Annotated in this window: 18 protein-coding genes; 17 read left to right on the top strand and 1 reads right to left on the bottom strand. The window is 74.3% G+C overall.

What is annotated here, in order from left to right:
- The first annotated feature begins 1 nt into the window (after position 1).
- Both DCS98_RS18560 and DCS98_RS18565 read left to right on the top strand, forming a co-directional pair.
- Positions 2-1,090: a pyridoxal-phosphate-dependent aminotransferase family protein gene (locus DCS98_RS18560; RefSeq protein WP_116452869.1), complete on the top strand. Its 1,089-nt coding sequence runs from the start codon at positions 2-4 to the stop codon at positions 1,088-1,090.
- Between the two features lie 9 nt (positions 1,091-1,099).
- Entirely contained in the window at positions 1,100-2,044 is a 945-nt protein-coding gene (locus DCS98_RS18565) for a hypothetical protein (protein WP_116452870.1), read from the top strand.
- On the opposite strand, the gene DCS98_RS18570 is transcribed toward DCS98_RS18565, so the two are convergent.
- On the bottom strand, positions 2,004-2,837 hold the full coding sequence (locus DCS98_RS18570) for an aldo/keto reductase (RefSeq protein ID WP_241038329.1): 834 nt from the start codon (positions 2,835-2,837) through the stop codon (positions 2,004-2,006). The two genes, DCS98_RS18565 and DCS98_RS18570, sit on opposite strands and share 41 nt — an antisense overlap.
- A 59-nt stretch (positions 2,838-2,896) precedes the next feature.
- On the opposite strand from DCS98_RS18570, the gene DCS98_RS18575 reads away from it, so the two are divergent.
- The 15 genes from DCS98_RS18575 (at position 2,897) to nusB (ending at position 17,091) form a co-directional block, all read left to right on the top strand.
- Positions 2,897-4,231 carry a replication-associated recombination protein A gene (locus DCS98_RS18575; RefSeq protein WP_116452872.1) on the top strand — a complete coding sequence of 445 codons (1,335 nt, stop codon included), beginning with the start codon at positions 2,897-2,899 and terminating at the stop codon, positions 4,229-4,231.
- Positions 4,232-4,345: 114 nt separating this feature from the next.
- Entirely contained in the window at positions 4,346-4,771 is a 426-nt protein-coding gene (locus tag DCS98_RS18580) for a DUF948 domain-containing protein (RefSeq protein ID WP_116452873.1), read from the top strand.
- Entirely contained in the window at positions 4,771-5,052 is a 282-nt protein-coding gene (locus tag DCS98_RS18585) for a hypothetical protein (protein ID WP_116452874.1), read from the top strand. The genes DCS98_RS18580 and DCS98_RS18585 overlap by 1 nt, the downstream gene beginning before the upstream one ends.
- Positions 5,053-5,098: 46 nt before the next feature.
- Complete coding sequence (gene alaS, locus DCS98_RS18590; RefSeq protein ID WP_116452875.1) at positions 5,099-7,786, top strand: alanine--tRNA ligase; 2,688 nt, start codon at positions 5,099-5,101, stop codon at positions 7,784-7,786.
- A gap of 5 nt (positions 7,787-7,791) precedes the next feature.
- Positions 7,792-8,463 carry a Holliday junction resolvase RuvX gene (gene ruvX / locus DCS98_RS18595; RefSeq protein ID WP_116452925.1) on the top strand — a complete coding sequence of 224 codons (672 nt, stop codon included), beginning with the start codon at positions 7,792-7,794 and terminating at the stop codon, positions 8,461-8,463.
- Positions 8,460-10,274 carry an endolytic transglycosylase MltG gene (gene mltG, locus DCS98_RS18600; protein ID WP_241038339.1) on the top strand — a complete coding sequence of 605 codons (1,815 nt, stop codon included), beginning with the start codon at positions 8,460-8,462 and terminating at the stop codon, positions 10,272-10,274. The genes ruvX and mltG overlap by 4 nt, the downstream gene beginning before the upstream one ends.
- Before the next feature lie 10 nt (positions 10,275-10,284).
- The gene (locus tag DCS98_RS18605) at positions 10,285-11,088 is read left to right on the top strand and encodes a shikimate dehydrogenase (RefSeq protein WP_116452876.1); all 804 of its coding nucleotides are present in this window, start codon (positions 10,285-10,287) and stop codon (positions 11,086-11,088) included.
- A gap of 6 nt (positions 11,089-11,094) precedes the next feature.
- Entirely contained in the window at positions 11,095-11,757 is a 663-nt protein-coding gene (locus tag DCS98_RS18610; protein WP_116452877.1) for a prepilin peptidase, read from the top strand.
- Between the two features lie 39 nt (positions 11,758-11,796).
- Positions 11,797-12,975, top strand: a complete 1,179-nt coding sequence (aroC, locus tag DCS98_RS18615; RefSeq protein ID WP_116452878.1) for a chorismate synthase — start codon at positions 11,797-11,799, stop codon at positions 12,973-12,975.
- Positions 12,972-13,505 (top strand): shikimate kinase, encoded by a 534-nt coding sequence (locus tag DCS98_RS18620; RefSeq protein ID WP_116452879.1) that lies wholly within the window; start codon positions 12,972-12,974, stop codon positions 13,503-13,505. Before aroC ends, DCS98_RS18620 begins: the two co-directional genes overlap by 4 nt.
- Positions 13,502-14,563: a 3-dehydroquinate synthase gene (gene aroB, locus DCS98_RS18625; RefSeq protein WP_116452880.1), complete on the top strand. Its 1,062-nt coding sequence runs from the start codon at positions 13,502-13,504 to the stop codon at positions 14,561-14,563. Before DCS98_RS18620 ends, aroB begins: the two co-directional genes overlap by 4 nt.
- On the top strand, positions 14,560-14,994 hold the full coding sequence (aroQ, locus tag DCS98_RS18630) for a type II 3-dehydroquinate dehydratase (protein ID WP_116452881.1): 435 nt from the start codon (positions 14,560-14,562) through the stop codon (positions 14,992-14,994). Before aroB ends, aroQ begins: the two co-directional genes overlap by 4 nt.
- The gene (locus DCS98_RS18635; protein ID WP_116452882.1) at positions 14,991-16,094 is read left to right on the top strand and encodes a M24 family metallopeptidase; all 1,104 of its coding nucleotides are present in this window, start codon (positions 14,991-14,993) and stop codon (positions 16,092-16,094) included. The genes aroQ and DCS98_RS18635 overlap by 4 nt, the downstream gene beginning before the upstream one ends.
- Entirely contained in the window at positions 16,094-16,654 is a 561-nt protein-coding gene (gene efp, locus DCS98_RS18640) for an elongation factor P (RefSeq protein ID WP_116452883.1), read from the top strand. Before DCS98_RS18635 ends, efp begins: the two co-directional genes overlap by 1 nt.
- Before the next feature lie 14 nt (positions 16,655-16,668).
- Entirely contained in the window at positions 16,669-17,091 is a 423-nt protein-coding gene (nusB, locus tag DCS98_RS18645) for a transcription antitermination factor NusB (protein ID WP_116452884.1), read from the top strand.
- The last annotated feature ends 101 nt before the right edge of the window (positions 17,092-17,192 follow it).

Genomic DNA, 17,192 nt, shown 5'->3' on the forward strand with positions numbered 1-17,192 from the left:
CATGCCGCTGCGCGCCCGCACCCTGCTCGGACCCGGCCCGTCGAACCCCTACCCGGAGGCGCAGGTCGCGCTGGCCCAGCCGCTGCTGGGTCACCTCGACCCCGTCTTCCTCGGCGTCCTCGACGAGACGTCCGAGCGGCTGCGCCAGGTCTTCGGGACGGCGAACCGGCGCACGCTGCCGCTGTCGGCCACCGGCTCGGCGGGCATGGAGGCGGCCTTCGTCAACACCGTCGGCCCCGGCGACGTCGTCGTGGTCGCCGTCAACGGGCTCTTCGGCCAGCGGATGGTGGAGGTCGCCTCGCGCTGCGGTGCCGAGGTCGTCGCCGTCGAGCACGAGTGGGGGCAGCCGGTCGACGCCGAGCGCGTGCTGGCCGCACACCACGCTCCCAAGCTGATCGCCGCCGTGCACGCCGAGACCTCGACCGGCGTGCGGTCGGATCTCGAGCCGCTGGCCGCCGGCAAGGGGGACGCGCTGCTGCTGGCCGACTGCGTCACCTCGCTGGGCGGTATCCCGGTGCGCCTGGACGACTGGGGTGTCGACCTCGCCTACTCGGGCTCGCAGAAGTGCCTGGGCGTGGCCCCGGGGCTGGCGCCGTTCACGATCGGCGACCGGGCGTGGGAACGGCGGATCGAGAAGCCGCAGAGCTGGTACCTCGACCTGGGCCTGCTCGGCGGCTACGCGGGGGAGGCCGCGGGCTCGGGCCGGACCTACCACCACACCGCGCCCACCGGAATGGTCGTCTCGCTGCACGCGGGGCTCGGCCGGATCCTCGACGAGGGGCTGGACGCCGTCCACGCCCGGCACGAGGAGGCCGGCCGGCTGCTGCACGCAGGACTGCAGGAGCTGGGGCTGGAGCTGTTCGCCGCCGAGGGCCACCGCCTGCCCGAGCTGACGACGGTGAAGGTGCCCGACGGCGTGGACTCGGCCGCCGTCCGCAAGGAGCTGCTGGAGCGCTACGACCTCGAGATCGGCGGCGGGGTCGGCGCCTACGCCGCGACCGTGTGGCGGATCGGGCTGATGGGATCGAACGCGACACCCGACAAGGTGACGCTGGTGCTGGGGGCCCTGGCGGAGGTGCTCGACCGCTAGAACTACCCCGTGATCGACGCTCCCGCCCCGCAGTCGGCGTCCCGTCCGCCGGCACGCGCGGCGCTGCTCGTCGCGCTCGTCCCGCTGGCCGCGGTGACCTGGTGGCTGGCCGGGTCCCTCAGCGGCCTGCTCCTGATGGCGTCCGACTCCCTCGCGGACCTGGCGCGCAGCCCCTCCGGATCGCCGGTGCCCCGGCCGGACGTCGTCGCGCTGCCCCTGATCTCCGTCCTGGGGCTGCAGGTGGCGAACAGCCTCCTGGGCGGCATCCTGGCCGGCCTGCTCGGCCGGGTCGCGAGAGGGCACCGACCTGCGCTGGTCGCCGGCGCCACGCTGGGCGGTGTGGTCCTCGGGCTCGCCGTGGTCCTGCTGTACACCGCCGTGGTCCCGGGAGCCGGTGGGGTGTGGCCCCCCGGCAGCCGCGAGGGCGTCGCGATCGGGGTCAGCGTCGTCGTGTCGTCGCTGCTCGGCTGGCTGCTCGGCTCGTGCGTCGTGCTCGGCCGGCTCGGCTCGGGCGCCGCCCTCGGGGCCCTCGCCGGGGCGCTGCCGTCGTGGCTCGTGGGGCTCTCGCTGGCCGTGACCGACCCGGCCTCGCTCCTGGACGGCTTCAGCACGACGTGGACCACCTGGGCGGGTGCACTCGTGCTGGTCGCCGCCCTGGTCGTGGTCGGGGCGCGCCCGCTGTCGCGGGTGGCCTGGTGGCCGCCGGTCGTCGTCCTCTCGTGGCTGGTCTTCCCCGTTCCGCTCGCGGTGCACTACCTCCTCGTCGAGGCGCTGGTCGGCCCGCTGGGGACCCCGCCGCTCTGGCGGGTCCCGGGGGACGCCGTCGTCGCGGCCCTGCGCGACCCGCTCCCGTGGGTCGCTGCCGTCGTCGTCGCGGCAGCCGTGTCGGTCGGGCTGGCGCGGTGGCGCGGCGTCAGGCGTCCAGCCGGCGGAGCTGGTCCTCGCTCAGCCTGAGCCCGGCGGCGGCCGCGGAGTCCTCGATCGACGCGCGGCGCGAGGCCCCCGGGATCGGGATGACGACGTCGGCCTGCGCGAGGTGCCACGCGAGCGTCACCTGGTAGACCGAGACGCCGAGCTCCTCGGCCACCTCGGCGAACGCGGGCGCCGTCGCGTCCAGGGAACCGGCGGCCGACACCCCGCCGAACGGGCTCCACGGGATGAAGGCGAGGCCGTGCGCCGCGCAGTGCGCCAGCTCGTCGGCCGAGAACCGCCACCCGGGCGAGAACTGGTTCTGCACGCTCACGAACGCGCCGCCGATGACCGAGCGCGCGACGTCGATCTGCGCGATGTCGGCGTTCGAGATCCCCACCATCCGCACCAGCCCGTCGTCGGCCAGCGCGCGGAGCGCCCCCATCGAGTCCTCCCACGGGGTCCCCGGATCGGGGCGGTGGTACTGGTACAGGCCGATGGCGTCGACCCCGAGGCGGCGCAGCGAGGCCTCGCACGCGCGGCGGAGGTAGTCCGGCGAGCCGTCCAGCCCCCACTCGGTGCCCTCGCGGGTGTGCCCGCCCTTCGTGGCGACCAGCACGTCGGCTGCGCCGGGACCGTAGGAGCGCAGCGCCTCGGCGACCAGTTCCTCGTTGTGCCCGAACTCCGCCTCGTCCAGGGAGTAGGCGTCGGCGGTGTCGATGAGCGTCACGCCGGCGTCGAGCGCGGCGTGGACGACCCCGACCGCCTCCTCCCGCGAGGGCCGGGCCGACTTGGTGGACAGCGGCATGGCGCCCAGGCCGATGGCGCTGACTGTCACGTCTCCGATGCGTCGCTTCTGCACAGGCCTGTCGTGCCCCGCGGGTAGCGTCGGGAACCGTGAGCAGCCTGTTCGACCAGCCCGCGGACGACGGGCCCGCGGCCGTCGACCCGGGGGCGCCGCTCGCGGTGCGCATGCGCCCGCGGTCGCTCGACGAGGTGGTCGGCCAGCAGCACCTGCTGGGTCCGCGCGCCCCGCTGCGCCGGCTGGTCGAGTCCGACGAGCCGATGTCGCTGGTGCTCTACGGCCCCCCGGGCACCGGGAAGACGACGCTCGCGCACGTCATCTCCCTGGCCACCAAGCGCCAGTTCGTGCAGCTCTCCGCGCTGGACTCCGGGGTCAAGGAGGTGCGGGCGGTCATCTCCAGCGCCAAGCGCGAACTGACCTTCTCCGGCCGCCGCACCGTGCTCTTCATCGACGAGGTCCACCGCTTCTCCAAGACCCAGCAGGACTCGCTGCTGTCCGCGGTGGAGGACCGGATCGTCAGCCTGATCGCGGCGACGACCGAGAACCCGTTCTTCTCCGTCGTCAGCCCGCTGCTCAGCCGCAGCCTCGTGCTGGCGCTGCAGCCGCTGTCCGACGACGACGTGCGCACGCTGCTGCACCGCGCGCTCACCAGCGATCGCGGGCTCGACGGGGCCGTCACGCTCAGCGCGGAGGCGGAGGAGCACCTCGTCCGCATCGCCGGCGGCGACGGGCGCAAGGCGCTCACCGCGCTCGAGTCGGGCGCGGGCGCGGCGCAGGCCGTCGGCGCCACCGAGATCGACCTCGCCACCCTCGAGACCGCGGTGGCCCAGGCCGCCGTGCGCTACGACCGGCAGGGCGACCAGCACTACGACGTCGCCAGTGCGCTGATCAAGAGCATCCGCGGCAGCGACGTCGACGCCGCCATGCACTACCTGGCGCGGATGGTCGAGGCGGGGGAGGACCCCCGGTTCATCGCCCGCAGGCTGGTCATCTCCGCCAGCGAGGACATCGGCATGGCCGACCCGACCGCCCTGCTCACCGCTGTCGCCGCCGCTGACGCGGTCGCCTTCATCGGCATGCCCGAAGGCCACTTCCCGCTCGCGCAGGCGGTCGTCCACCTGGCCACCGCGCCCAAGTCCAACGCGGTGACGGTCGCGATGGGGGAGTCAGTGGCCGACGTGCGCAAGGGGCTGGCCGGGCCCGTGCCCCCGGGCCTGCGCGACGGCCACTACGCCGGGGCCAAGAAGCTGGGCCACGCGCAGACCTACGTCTACCCGCACGCCCACCCCGACGGCGTCGTGCCGCAGCAGTACCCGCCCGACGCGCTGGTCGGCAAGGACTACTACCGGCCGACCAGCCGCGGCGTCGAGGGGCGGCTCGCCGAGCGGCTGGCCAAGCTGCGGGCCATCGTCCGGCGCACGCGCTGACGAGGCTGCCGATACAGGTCCGGGGGTCGGGGACGGCGCGACTACTGTGACCACGCCGGGCCGGAGCCGTTCCACGAGCCGGGACCGACCACAGACCGAGAAACAGGAGTGCGCGTGTCCGTAGGAGAGATCGCCGGGCTGATCGCAGCCGGCGCCCTGGTGCTGCTGGTGGTGCTGGTCGCCGTCCCGCTGCTCAAGCTCGGCCGCACGCTCGACGAGACCACGCTGACCATCCGGCAGGTCCGGGAGCAGAGCGCCCCCATCCTGACCCAGGCGAGCACGACGGTCACCCACGTCAACAGCAACCTCGAGCGGGTGGACGACATCACCGGCAACGCCGCGAACGTCTCCAGCAACGTGGCCGCGCTGACCAGCGTCGTCGCCGCCACCCTGGGCAGCCCGCTGATCAAGGTCGCGGCGTTCAGCTACGGCGTGCGCAGCGCGACGAAGAAGAAGCGCGAGGGCCAGGCGGTCGCCGACGCCGCCGCGCGCGACAAGGCCGCGCGCCGCGAGCGCCGCGCCGCCCGGCGGGCCGCCTGATGCGCCGGCTCTTCTGGCTGGCGATGGGCATCACCATCGGCGCCCTCGTCGTCCGCAAGCTCAGCCGCGCCGCCGAGAAGATGACGCCGGCCGGTATCGGCGGGTCGATCGCCGAGGGCCTGCGCGAGCTCGCCGACGCCATCGGCGACTTCGGTGCCGACGTCCGGGCCGCGATGGCCGAGCGCGAGCAGGAGCTGCGCGCCGGCACCGGCCTCGACGCGCCGCTGCCCGCCGGTGACGCCGCCGCGCTGCGCCGCGGCGCCCACGCAGCCGACAGCTGAACCCCGTTCCGGCCCCAGCCGGATCCCCAGAACCGAGTAGGGCCTGATGCAGACCGCCGAGATCCGCCGCCGCTTCCTCGAGCACTTCGCCGAGCGCGGGCACACCGTCGTCCCCAGTGCCTCGCTGGTCTCCCCGGACCCGTCGCTGCTGTTCACGGTGGCCGGCATGGTGCCGTTCATCCCGTACCTCACCGGCCGGGAGCCCGCGCCCTTCCCGCGCGCCACCAGCGTCCAGAAGTGCGTCCGCACCCTCGACATCGAGGAGGTGGGCAAGACCACCCGGCACGGCACGTTCTTCCAGATGAACGGCAACTTCTCCTTCGGTGACTACTTCAAGGAGGGGGCGATCCAGTACGCCTGGGAGCTGATCACCGGGTCGGTCGAGGACGGCGGACTGGGTTTCGACCCCGACAGGATCTGGGCGACGGTCTACCTGGACGACGACGAGGGCGCCGACGCCTGGCACCGCATCGCCGGCCTGCCCAAGGACCGCATCCAGCGCCTGGGCAAGAAGGACAACTACTGGCACACCGGTGCGCCCGGCCCCGGCGGTCCCTGCTCCGAGATCTACGTCGACCGCGGTGCCGAGTTCGGCCCCGACGGCGGCCCGGCGGTCGACACCGCGGGGGACCGGTTCCTGGAGATCTGGAACCTCGTCTTCATGCAGTACGAGCTCGACGAGGTGAAGAGCAAGGAGGACTTCCGGGTCCTCGGCGAGCTGCCGAAGAAGAACATCGACACCGGCATGGGCCTCGAGCGCGTGGCCTACCTGCTCCAGGGCGTCGACAACATGTACGAGATCGACGAGGTCGCCCCGGTGCTGCGCCGGGCCGCCGAGCTCGCCGGCGTCACCTACGGGCGGGGTGGGCGGGACGGGCACGCAGACGACGTCCGGCTGCGCGTGGTCGCCGACCACGTGCGCAGCGGCCTGATGCTCATCGGTGACGGCGTCACCCCCGGCAACGAGGGCGGCGGCTACATCCTCCGCCGGCTGCTGCGCCGCGCCGTCCGCTCGATGAAGCTCCTGGGCGTCGACGAGTCCACGCTGCCCGAGCTGCTGCCGGTCTCCCGCGACGCGATGAGCGCCAGCTACCCGGAGCTGGCGACCGACTTCGACCGGATCTCCGCCGTCGCCTACGCCGAGGAGGAGGCGTTCCGCCGCACCCTGTCGGCCGGCACGACGCTGTTCGACACGGCGGTGAAGCAGGCGAAGGCGGCGGGCACGCCGGCGCTGTCCGGGGACCAGGCGTTCTCCCTGCACGACACTTACGGGTTCCCGATCGACGTCACCCTCGAGATGGCCGCCGAGCAGGGCGTGACCGTCGACGAGGAGGGCTTCCGCGCGCTGATGAAGCAGCAGCGGGACCGCGCCCGTGCCGACGCCCGCGCCAAGCGCACCGGCTCGGTCGACGTCCTCGCCTACCGCCAGCTGCTCGCCGAGCACGGCCCCACCGACTGGCAGGCCTACGACACCCTCCGCACCGACTCCCACGTGCTCGCGGTCGTCCGGGACGAGGAGGGCCCGGAGGTGGCCGCTCCCGGCGACATCGTCCGGGTCGTCCTCGACCGGACGCCGTTCTACGCCGAGTCAGGTGGTCAGATCGCCGACGCCGGCGTGCTGACCTGGGACGGCGGCCGCGCCGAGGTGATCGACGTGCAGCGGCCGGTCAAGGGCCTGGTCGCCCACCAGGTCCGGGTGCTCGAGGGGGAGCTGCGCGCGGGCGCGGAGCTGACCGCCGAGGTCGACTACGAGTGGCGGCTCTCCGCCTGCCAGGCGCACTCCGGCACCCACGTGGTGCACGCGGCGTTGCGCCAGGTGCTCGGCCCGCAGGCTCTGCAGTCGGGCTCGTACAACCGGCCCGGCTACCTCCGGCTGGACTTCGCCTGGCAGGGCGCGCTCACCCACCAGCAGCGCACCGACATCGAGGACGTCGCCAACGCGGCGGTCCGCGCCGACCACAAGGTCACCGCGCAGTACATGACGCTGCCGGAGGCGCGGGCCTTCGGAGCGCTGGCGCTGTTCGGGGAGACCTACGGCGAGCAGGTGCGCGTCGTGGAGATCGGTGGCCCGTGGTCGCGCGAGCTCTGCGGAGGCACGCACGTGCGCGGCAGCGCGCAGATCGGCACGCTCGCCCTCACCGGGGAGTCCTCGGTGGGCTCGGGTGCGCGCCGGGTCGAGGCGGTCGTCGGGCTGGAGGGCTTCCGCTACCTGGCCCGCGAGCGCGACCTGGTCCGGCAGCTCGCCGACCTCCTCAAGAGCCCCACCGACGGGCTGACCGAGCGGGTCTCCGGGATGCTGACGCGCCTGCGCGACGCCGACAAGGAGCTCGCCGAGCTGCGCGCCCAGCAGTCGGTCGCCGCCGCCGGGCAGCTGGCCGCGGCCGCGAAGGACGTCGGGGGTGTCGCCGTCGTCACCGGGTCGCCGGCCGGCCTGGGCGGGGGCGACCTCCGCACGCTGGCCCTCGACGTCCGGGGACGACTCGCCGACCGGCCGGCGGTGGTCCTGCTGGCGTCGGAGTCCGGTGGCAAGGTGGCACTGGTGGCCGCGCTGAACCCGGCGGCCCTCGAGCATGGGCTGTCGGCCGGCGACGTGCTGCGGGCAGCCGCCGCACCGGTCGGTGGTCGCGGCGGGGGCAAGGCAGACGTCGCCCAGGGCGGCGGCACCGATCCCGCGGGTATCCCCGCGGCACTGCAGGCCGGCGAGCAGGCGGTCGCGACCGCCACGGGAAGGTGACCAACGTGTCCGACACCGAGTACAACCCCGAGGACACCGGCCCGGTCGGCGGACCGCGGCGCGAGCTCCCGGCCGTCCCGCCGGCCCGCCCGCGCACGTCGCCCGCCCAGCCGGCGTACCACCCGACGACCGAGCTCGACCTCAGCCGGGGCTTCCCGCCGGTCTCCAACGAGACCAGCGAGATCGACCTGTCCGGCGGCTGGCCCGAGCACCTGAAGGTGCCGCCGCGCCGCCCCGCGGCGCAGCAGGCGGCCGGGCGCGTGCTCGGCGTGGACGTCGGCACGGTGCGCGTCGGGCTGGCCCTGTCCGACCCGACCGGCACCCTCGCCAGCCCGCTGGAGACGCTCCGCCGGGCCAAGGACAGGTCCGATCTGGACCGCCTCGCCGCCCTCGTCGTGGAACACGAGGTGACGGAGGTGGTCGTGGGGGAGCCGGTGCACCTGTCAGGTGCGTCGGGCGCCTCCGCCCAGGATGCCGCCGATTACGCTCAGGAACTAGCCGACCGCATTCCGGATGTGCCGGTGATCCTGATCGACGAAAGGCTCTCCACCGTGACCGCAGCCAGTCACCTGCGCGAGGGCGGCATCGACAGCCGCAAGCAGCGAGCGGTGATCGACCAGGCGGCAGCCGTGGTCATCCTGCAACAGTTCCTCGACAGCCGGCGGCCCCGCACGTGACCGACGTCGGCGGGCGGCACTCCTCACCCGAGGGCCCGTTCCCGCCCCGCGGCGACCTGGGCTTCGGCGTCCCGCGCTACGAGCCGTCCCGCTACGAGGTCCCCCCGTACGTCACGGGCGGATTCGGGGCGGTCGGCCGGGACACCGCGGACACCTCCCGCCCCGCTCCCCGCGTCCTCGACCGGTACGACGACCAGACCGGTCCGCTGGTGGAGCCGGACTGGTGGTCCTACGGCTCCAGCGACCACCCCGACCACCCCCTGAGCGCCCGCCACAGCGGCGGGTGGGACGACGACGCGGACCTCCCGTCCTCCCACCCGTCCGCCCCGCTCCCGCCGCGCCCCGCGGGCGTCTGGGACAAGCTGCACGCCCGCCAGGACGCCGACGGCGACGACGACCGGACCGTCGCCCAGCCTCTGCTCCCCGGATCGCCCCTCGACACGGCGGCGCATCGAGAGCAGACTTCCGGCCCCGTGGGCGGTTCCCACTCGTCCGACGACGAGGACGACGACCGGCACGACGACGCGGCGACCGACGCGCACCTCCTGGACGACTCGTCCTGGGAGGACCGCACGGGTGGCCTCGAGGTCATCGGTGCCCACGTCGAGGAGGAGCCCCGCGGTCGCCGCGGGCGCCGTGGCCGGCGGTCCGGCCGGCACGAGGCCGCCGGGGTCGACCCCGCCGACCTGGACGAGGACTCGCTGGTCCACGACGAGGAGTCCGGCGAGGTCATCCCGGTCAAGCCCTACGACCGCCGGACCGGCCGCGGACGACGCCGCCGCAACCCGGTCGCGATCGTCCTGTCGCTGCTCGTGCTCGCCGGCCTGGTGGTCGGCATCGTGCTGGGCGGCCAGAAGCTCATCGAGCTGGTGAACCCGATGGCCAAGGACTACACCGGCCAGGGCTCCGGCGACATCTCCATCCGCGTGCAGGACGGTGACACGCTCAGCGACATCGGCCGCACGCTGGTCGACGCGGACGTCATCGCCTCCGTCGGCCCCTTCGTCGACGCGGCCGAGGAGAACGCCGCCTCGGTGGGCATCCAGCCCGGCGTGTACTCCATGCGGCTGCAGATGAGCGGCCGGGCGGCGCTGGAGCAGCTGCTCGACCCCGCGGCGCGCCTGCTGTCCCGCGTGACCCTGCCGGAGGGCCTGACCGTCGAGCGCACGCTGGCCCGCATCGCCGAGGAGACCGGGCGTCCCATCGAGGAGTTCCAGGCGGCCGCCGCCGACACGGCGTCGCTGGGCCTGCCCGCCTACGCCAACGGTCAGCTGGAGGGATTCCTCTTCCCGGCGACCTACGACGTCGAGCCCGACACCACGGCTACCGACCTGCTGAGCCAGATGGTCGCCCGGGGCACCGAGGTGCTCGCCGGCCTGGGCATCCCGGAGGCCGACCGGCTCACCGTGGTGACCAAGGCCAGCCTGGTGCAGGCCGAGGCCGGCTCGGTCGAGGACATGGGCAAGGTCGCCCGGGTGCTCGAGAACCGGATCGCCGACGGGATGGCCCTCCAGCTGGACACGACGGTCAACTACGCCAACGGCAAGGGCGGCATCACCACCACGCCGGAGGACCGGGCCAACCCCTCGCCGTACAACACCTACCTCTACCCCGGGCTGCCGCCGGGCGCCATCAACAACCCGGGCGAGGACGCGCTGCGCGCGGTGCTCGCCCCGACCCCGGGCGACTGGCGCTTCTTCGTGGTCGTCGATCCGGACACCGGCGACACGCGGTTCGCGGCCACCAAGGCCGAGCACGACGCGAACGTGGAGCTGTTCCGGCAGTGGCTGCGGGAGAACCCCGAGGGATGAGCGGGCAGGCATGAGAGCGGCGGTCCTCGGGCGTCCGGTGGGCCATTCGCTCTCCCCGGCCCTGCACCGGGCGGCCTACGCGGCACTCGGGCTCGCCGACTGGACCTACGACGCCCTCGACATCGGGGCCGAGGACCTGCCGGTGCTCCTCGCCGGGCTGGACGAGGAGTGGCGCGGGTTCTCGGTCACGATGCCCTGCAAGCAGGCGGCCGTGGACGTCGCCGACGTCGTGGAGCCGCTGCCGCGGCTGCTGCATGCGGCCAACACCCTGGTCCGGACGCCGGAGGGCTGGCGGGCGGAGAACACCGACGTCACCGGCATCGGCATGGCGCTGCAGCTGGCCGGCGTCGAGGAGGCCGGGACGGCGGTCGTGATCGGCGGGGGCGGGACCGCGGCCGCCGCGGCCGTGGCGCTGGCCTCGCTGGGGGCCGAGCACGTCGAGGTCGTCGTCCGCGACCCGGCGCGGGCCGGCGACGTCCTCGCCGTCCTGGACACCCTCGGCGTGCCGCGCACGGTCACGCCCCTCGGGGAGGCGGCGCTGGACGCGCCGCTGGTCGTCAGCACCGTGCCGATCGAGGCGCAACCCGCCCTCCTGGCGCTGCCCTGGCGCGGCGACCACACGCTGCTCGACGTCCTGTACGCGCCCTGGCCGACCGTCGTGGCCGAGCGGGTCGCCGACCTCGGCGGCACGGTCGCCGGTGGGCTGGACGTGCTCTTCTGGCAGGCGACGGTGCAGGTCGAGCTGATGACCGGCCTGCCCGCGCCGATCGAGGCGATGCGCACGGCGCTCGACGCCGCCGTCGCCTCCCGCTGACCTCCGGTGGAGCTCTCCCGGCCGGTGCTGCTCGGCGTCGTCCTCCTGGTGGCGGTGGCCGTCGGGCCGTGGTTGGCCCGGGTCGCCGTGCGCCTGGCCGGCCGCGACCCCGCCGCCGTCCCGTCCGCCACCCGCGTCGGGGTCATGACCGCCCTGCTCGCGGGGCTGCTCGCCGGGGCCGTCGAGCTCCTGGGGCTGCGTCCGGCGACCGCGGCGCTCGCCTGGGGCGCGGGAGCCGCCGTCGTCCTGGGGGCGGTGGACCTGCTCTGCCACCGGCTGCCCGACCGGGTCACCTATCCCGCCGTCGCCGTCTGCGCGGCGGCGTTGCTGGTGGACGCCGCCGTGCTGGGCACCTGGGCCGCGTTCGTGCGGGCGCTCGCCGCCGCCGCGGTCGCGTTCGCGGTGGGCGTGGTCGCCGCGGTGCTGTCCCCGGACGGGTTCGGGTTCGGCGACGTCAAGCTGCTCCTGCTGCTGGGCCTGGTGCTCGGCTGGTTCGGCTGGGGCGTGCTCATGACCGGCATCTTCTTCGGGCTGCTGACCGGGGCGCTGGTCTCCCTGGTGCTGCTGGCGACCCGGCGGGCCGGCTGGCGGACTGCCATCCCGTTCGGCCCGCCGCTGCTGGCCGGCGCCGTCCTGGTGCTCTCGCTGGGCGCGGTCTCCCTCACCTGAGCGACGGCGTCGTTCCCCCCGACTGGCAGAATCGAGCCCATGTTGCGCTGGCTGACCGCAGGTGAATCGCACGGTCAGCAGCTCACCGGCATCCTCGAGGGGCTGCCGGCCGGCGTCGAGCTGCAGACCTCCGACATCGACCTGCAGCTGGCCCGCCGCCGGCTGGGCCACGGTCGCGGCGCCCGCATGTCCTTCGAGCAGGACGAGGTCACGCTCACCGGCGGCGTCCGGCACGGCCGCACGCAGGGCGGTCCCATCGCCATCCAGGTCGGCAACACCGAATGGCCGAAGTGGTCGACGGTCATGTCCGCCGACCCGGTCGACGCCGAGGTGCTCGCGGGGCAGGCGCGCAACGCGCCGCTGACGCGCCCCCGGCCCGGTCACGCCGACCTCGCCGGCATGCAGAAGTACGGGTTCGACGACGCGCGGCCGGTCCTGGAACGGGCCAGTGCGCGCGAGACCGCGGCCCGCGTGGCGCTCGGCGCGGTCGCCCAGGCCTTCCTCCGCCAGGCGCTCGGCGTCGAGGTGGTCAGCCACGTCGTCGCCATCGGCCCCGTCGTCGTGCCCGACGGCGTGCTGCCCGGGCCGCAGGACAACGCGCGCATCGACGAGGACCCGGTCCGCTGCGCCGACCCCGCGACCAGCGAGCGCATGGTGGCCGAGATCGACGACGTCCGGAAGAACGGCGACACCCTCGGTGGGGTCATCGAGGTCGTCGTCCACGGCCTCCCGCCGGGCCTGGGCAGCCACGTGCACTGGGACCGGCGGCTGGACTCGCGGCTGGCCGGGGCGCTGATGGGCGTGCAGTCGGTGAAGGCGGTCGAGGTCGGCGACGGGCTGGAGACAGCGCGCCGCCGCGGCTCGGTGGCCCACGACGAGATCGATCTGACCGACGGCCAGGTCACGCGCCGCACCGACCGCGCCGGCGGCATCGAGGGCGGCATGACCAACGGCGAGGTGCTGCGCGTGCGGGCGGCGATGAAGCCGATCTCGACCGTGCCCCGGGCGCTGGCCACGATCGACACCGCGACCGGCGAGCCGGCGGTCGCCATCAACCAGCGCAGCGACGCCTGCGCGGTGCCCCGCGGCAGCGTCGTCATGGAGGCGATGGTGGCGCTCGTGCTCGCCGACGCCGTCCTGGAGAAGTTCGGCGGCGACTCGGTGGCCGAGACGCGGCGCAACGCCCAGGCCTACCTCGCCGCCCTCCCGATCCGATGACCCCTCGGCTGGTGCTCGTCGGCCCGCCGGCGTCGGGCAAGACGACGGTCGGTACGGCGGTGGCCGGGCTCCTCGACCTGGCCTTCCGGGACACCGACTCCGATGTCGAGGCGGTCGCGGGAGCGAGCGTGGCCGACCTGTTCGTGCAGCAGGGCGAGCCGCACTTCCGGGCCCTGGAGGAGCAGGCGGTGGGTCGGGCGCTGGCCGAGCACGACGGCGTCCTCGCCCTCGGCGGCGGAGCGGTCACCAGCGCCGCGACCCGGGAGCTGCTGGTGGCCCACGGCCGCGGCGGTGGCGTGGTCGTGTGGCTCGACGTCGACGTCTCCTCGGCCGCCAAGCGGGTCGGGCTCTCCCGCGACCGCCCGCTGCTGGCGGTCAACCCGCGCGCGATGCTGCGCACGATGCTCGAGGAGCGCGCTCCTCTCTACGCCGAGGTGGCGACAGCGACGGTGCCGACCGGCGGCCGGGAACCCGGCGACGTGATCGCCGACGTCGCGGCCCTGGTGCGGGCCGGGCAGGACGCGCGATGAGGCGGGTCACCGTCCCCGGCGACAGGCCCTACGACGTGGTCGTCGGGCCGGGCGCGCAGGCGGAGCTGGGGGTCGTCCTGGCCGGGACGGCGAAGGCCGCCGTCGTGCACACGCCGCCGCTGGCCGCGCTGGCCGGCGCCGCGGTGGAGACGCTGCAGACCGCGGGCGTGTCCGCCGAGGCGCTCGTCGTCCCCGACGGGGAGGCGGCCAAGACGGCGGAGGTCGCGGCCGGGCTCTGGGAGGAGTTCGGCCGGCTGGGCATGACCCGCTCCGATGCGGTCGTGGGCGTCGGCGGGGGAGCGGTGACCGACCTGGCCGGTTTCGTCGCCGCGACCTGGACCCGCGGTGTCCGCGTCGTGCAGGTGCCCACGAGCCTGCTCGGCATGGTCGACGCCGCGGTGGGCGGCAAGACCGGCATCAACACCGCGGCCGGGAAGAACCTCGTCGGGGCCTTCCACCCCCCGGTCGCGGTGCTGGCCGACACCGACGTCCTCGCCGGTCTGCCGGAGGCGGAGTTCCGCTCGGGCCTGGCCGAGGTGGTCAAGTGCGGCTTCATCGCCGACGGCGCGATCCTCGACCTGCTCGACGGCGACCCGACCGGCCGCCGCGACACCGCCGAGCTGATCGAGCGGGCGGTGCGGGTGAAGGCCGAGGCGGTGGGCGAGGACCTCTACGACACCGGGCGCCGCGAGTTCCTCAACTACGGCCACACGCTGGGGCACGCCATCGAGCGGGTGGAGGACTTCGGCTGGCGCCACGGCGAGGCGGTCGCCGTCGGCCTGGTGTTCGCCGCCGAGCTCGCCGGCCAGGCCGGTCTGCTCGACCGTGCGGACGTCGACCGGCACCGCACGCTCGTCGACCGCATGGGCCTGCCCACCCGGTACGCCGGCGACTGGGCCACGATCCAGCCGGTGATGCGGGTCGACAAGAAGGCCCGCGGCGCCTCGCTGCGGTTCGTCGTCCTCGACGGCCTCGGCAATCCCACGATCCTGACCGATCCCGACCAGGCCTGGCTCGACGCCGCCTGGGCCGCAGTCTCCGGAGGAGCCCCCGCATGACCATCCAGGTCCTCAACGGTCCGAATCTCGGCCGGCTCGGCCTCCGCGAGCCGGCGAAGTACGGGACGACCACCTACGCGGAGCTGGTCGAGCTCGTCGAGTCGACCGGCCGCGAGATGGGCGTCGAGGTGCGGGTCCGCCAGACCGACGACGAGGGCGAGATGCTGCGCTGGATCCACGCGGCGTCCGACGCCGGCGACCCGGTGCTGATCAACCCCGGCGGCTGGTCGCACACCTCCGTCGCGCTCCGCGACGCTCTCGCCGGGCTGAACGCCCCGCTGGTCGAGGTGCACATCACCAACATCCACGCCCGCGAGGAGTTCCGGCACCACTCCTACGTCTCCGGCGTGGCCGACGGCGTGATCGCGGGCCTCGGCGTGAGCGGCTACATCCTGGCGCTGGGCTGGCTGGCGCAGCAGGGCGTGCAGTGACGAGGACGGCCGACCGGCGCGAGGCCCTCCGGCGGACGGCGGCCGAGCGGGGTCTGGACGGCGTCCTGGTGACCAACCTGCTCAACGTCCGCTACCTGACCGGCTTCACCGGCTCCAACGGGGTCCTGCTCGTCCGCGCCGTCGGCGCCGATCTGTTCGGGACGGACGGCCGCTACACCACGCAGGCAGCGGCGCAGGTGCCCGACGTCGAGGTGCTGGTCGACCGCGCCACGGTCGCGGGCGTCGCCCGCGAGGCCGTCCGCCGCGGCGCCGGGCGGCTCGGCTACGAGTCCCACGACCTCACCGTCGACGGGCTGGCCCAGCTCGAGAAGGTGCTCGCCGACGCCGTCGACGGCGGCACGGTGCCCGAGCTCTCCTCCGTGCGGCGGGCCGTGGAGGCCCAGCGGGCCATCAAGGACGACGACGAGATCGAGTCGCTGCGCCGTGCGTGCGCCGTCGCCGACCAGGCGCTGGCCGAGCTGGCCGCCGAGGGGGCGCTCCGGCCCGGCCGCACCGAACTGGAGGTCGGCCGGGAGCTCGACGCCCGCATGCTGGTGCTCGGAGCCGAGGCGGTGTCGTTCGAGACGATCGTGGCGGCGGGGGCGAACTCGGCGATCCCGCACCACCGGCCCGACGCGACGGTGCTGCGCGACGGGGACTTCCTCAAGCTGGACTTCGGCGCGACCGTCGACGGCTACCACTCCGACATGACGCGCACCGTCGTCCTCGGGCACGCGGCCGACTGGCAGCGCGAGATCTACGAGCTGGTGGCGGCGTCGCAGGCGGCCGGGCGGGCGGCGCTGGCGGTCGGCGCCGACGTCGTCGCCGTCGACGCGGCCTCCCGGGACGTCATCGTCGCGGCCGGCCACGGCGAGCACTTCTCCCACGGACTGGGACACGGGGTGGGGCTGGAGATCCACGAGGCGCCGGGCATCGGCCCGCTGGGCGCGGGTACGCTTGCCGCCGGCATGGCCGTCACCGTGGAGCCGGGCGTCTACCTGCCCGGCCACGGCGGTGTCCGGATCGAGGACACCTTGATAGTCACGGACGACGAGCCCGAACTGTTGACACTCACGAGCAAGGAACTGCTGGTCCTCTGATGGCTACCACCAACGACCTGAAGAACGGCATCGTCCTCAACCTGGACGGCCAGCTCTGGACGGTGACCGACTTCCAGCACGTCAAGCCCGGCAAGGGCGGCGCGTTCGTGCGCACGACGCTCAAGAACGTGCTCTCGGGCAAGGTCGTCGACAAGACCTTCAACGCCGGCACCAAGGTCGAGACGGCGAACGTCGACAAGCGCGGCATGACCTACCTGTACAAGGACGGCGCCGACTTCGTCTTCATGGACGGCGACACCTACGACCAGATCCACGTCTCGGCCGAGACGGTGGGCGACGGGGCGAGCTACCTCCTCGAGAACACCGAGGTCACCGTCGCCGTGCACGACGGCACCCCGCTGTACGTCGAGCTGCCGGTGACCATGGAGCTCCTCGTCGAGCACACCGACCCGGGTCTGCAGGGCGACCGCTCCACCGGCGGCACCAAGCCCGCGACGCTCGAGACCGGCGCGCAGATCCAGGTCCCGCTGTTCATCACCACCGGCGAGAAGCTGAAGGTCGACACCCGCGACGGCCGGTACCTCGGCCGCGTCAACTGAGTCCGGCGCCGTTCATGGCTGCCCGCTCCAAGGCGCGCAAGCGCGCCGTCGACGTCCTCTACGAGGCCGACGTGCGGGGGGACGACCGGCTGGCCGTCCTGCGCGACCGGATCGAGACGGCGAACCCTCCCGTACCCGAGCACACGGTCCGGCTGGTCGAGGGCGTGGCCGAGCACTCGGCACGCATCGACGAGCTGATCGCCGCGCACGCGAACAACTGGTCCCTGGACCGGCTTCCCGACGTCGACCGCGCGATCCTGCGCATGGCGGTGTTCGAGCTGCTCTGGGCCGACGACGTCCCCGATCTCGTCGTCATCGACGAGGCGGTCGAACTGGCGAAGGCGCTGTCCACGGACGACTCGCCGGCCTACGTCAACGGCGTCCTGGGCGCGATCCTCGCCGCTGAGGTGCCGACCCAAGGGCTACCGAACGCCTGAGCCCCGCGACGCGGGCCCCGGAGGGGTCCCGGCGCGGGGCTCGAAGCGGACTCAACGGCGCTGGGGGACGGCACGTGGCCGCGGTGTCGCCCGGAGGGCGA

It is taken from the genome of Blastococcus litoris (assembly GCF_003075095.1).
GTDB classification, from domain to species: Bacteria; Actinomycetota; Actinomycetes; order Mycobacteriales; family Geodermatophilaceae; genus Blastococcus_B; species Blastococcus_B litoris.

Coding starts and splice junctions, on each gene's coding strand:
- aroC (WP_116452878.1), top strand. CDS start 11,797: ATGTTGCGCTGGCTGACCGCAGGTGAATCGCACGGTCAGCAGCTCACC.
- aroB (WP_116452880.1), top strand. CDS start 13,502: ATGAGGCGGGTCACCGTCCCCGGCGACAGGCCCTACGACGTGGTCGTC.
- DCS98_RS18620 (WP_116452879.1), top strand. CDS start 12,972: ATGACCCCTCGGCTGGTGCTCGTCGGCCCGCCGGCGTCGGGCAAGACG.
- DCS98_RS18605 (WP_116452876.1), top strand. CDS start 10,285: ATGAGAGCGGCGGTCCTCGGGCGTCCGGTGGGCCATTCGCTCTCCCCG.
- efp (WP_116452883.1), top strand. CDS start 16,094: ATGGCTACCACCAACGACCTGAAGAACGGCATCGTCCTCAACCTGGAC.
- aroQ (WP_116452881.1), top strand. CDS start 14,560: ATGACCATCCAGGTCCTCAACGGTCCGAATCTCGGCCGGCTCGGCCTC.
- alaS (WP_116452875.1), top strand. CDS start 5,099: ATGCAGACCGCCGAGATCCGCCGCCGCTTCCTCGAGCACTTCGCCGAG.
- nusB (WP_116452884.1), top strand. CDS start 16,669: ATGGCTGCCCGCTCCAAGGCGCGCAAGCGCGCCGTCGACGTCCTCTAC.
- DCS98_RS18585 (WP_116452874.1), top strand. CDS start 4,771: ATGCGCCGGCTCTTCTGGCTGGCGATGGGCATCACCATCGGCGCCCTC.
- DCS98_RS18560 (WP_116452869.1), top strand. CDS start 2: ATGCCGCTGCGCGCCCGCACCCTGCTCGGACCCGGCCCGTCGAACCCC.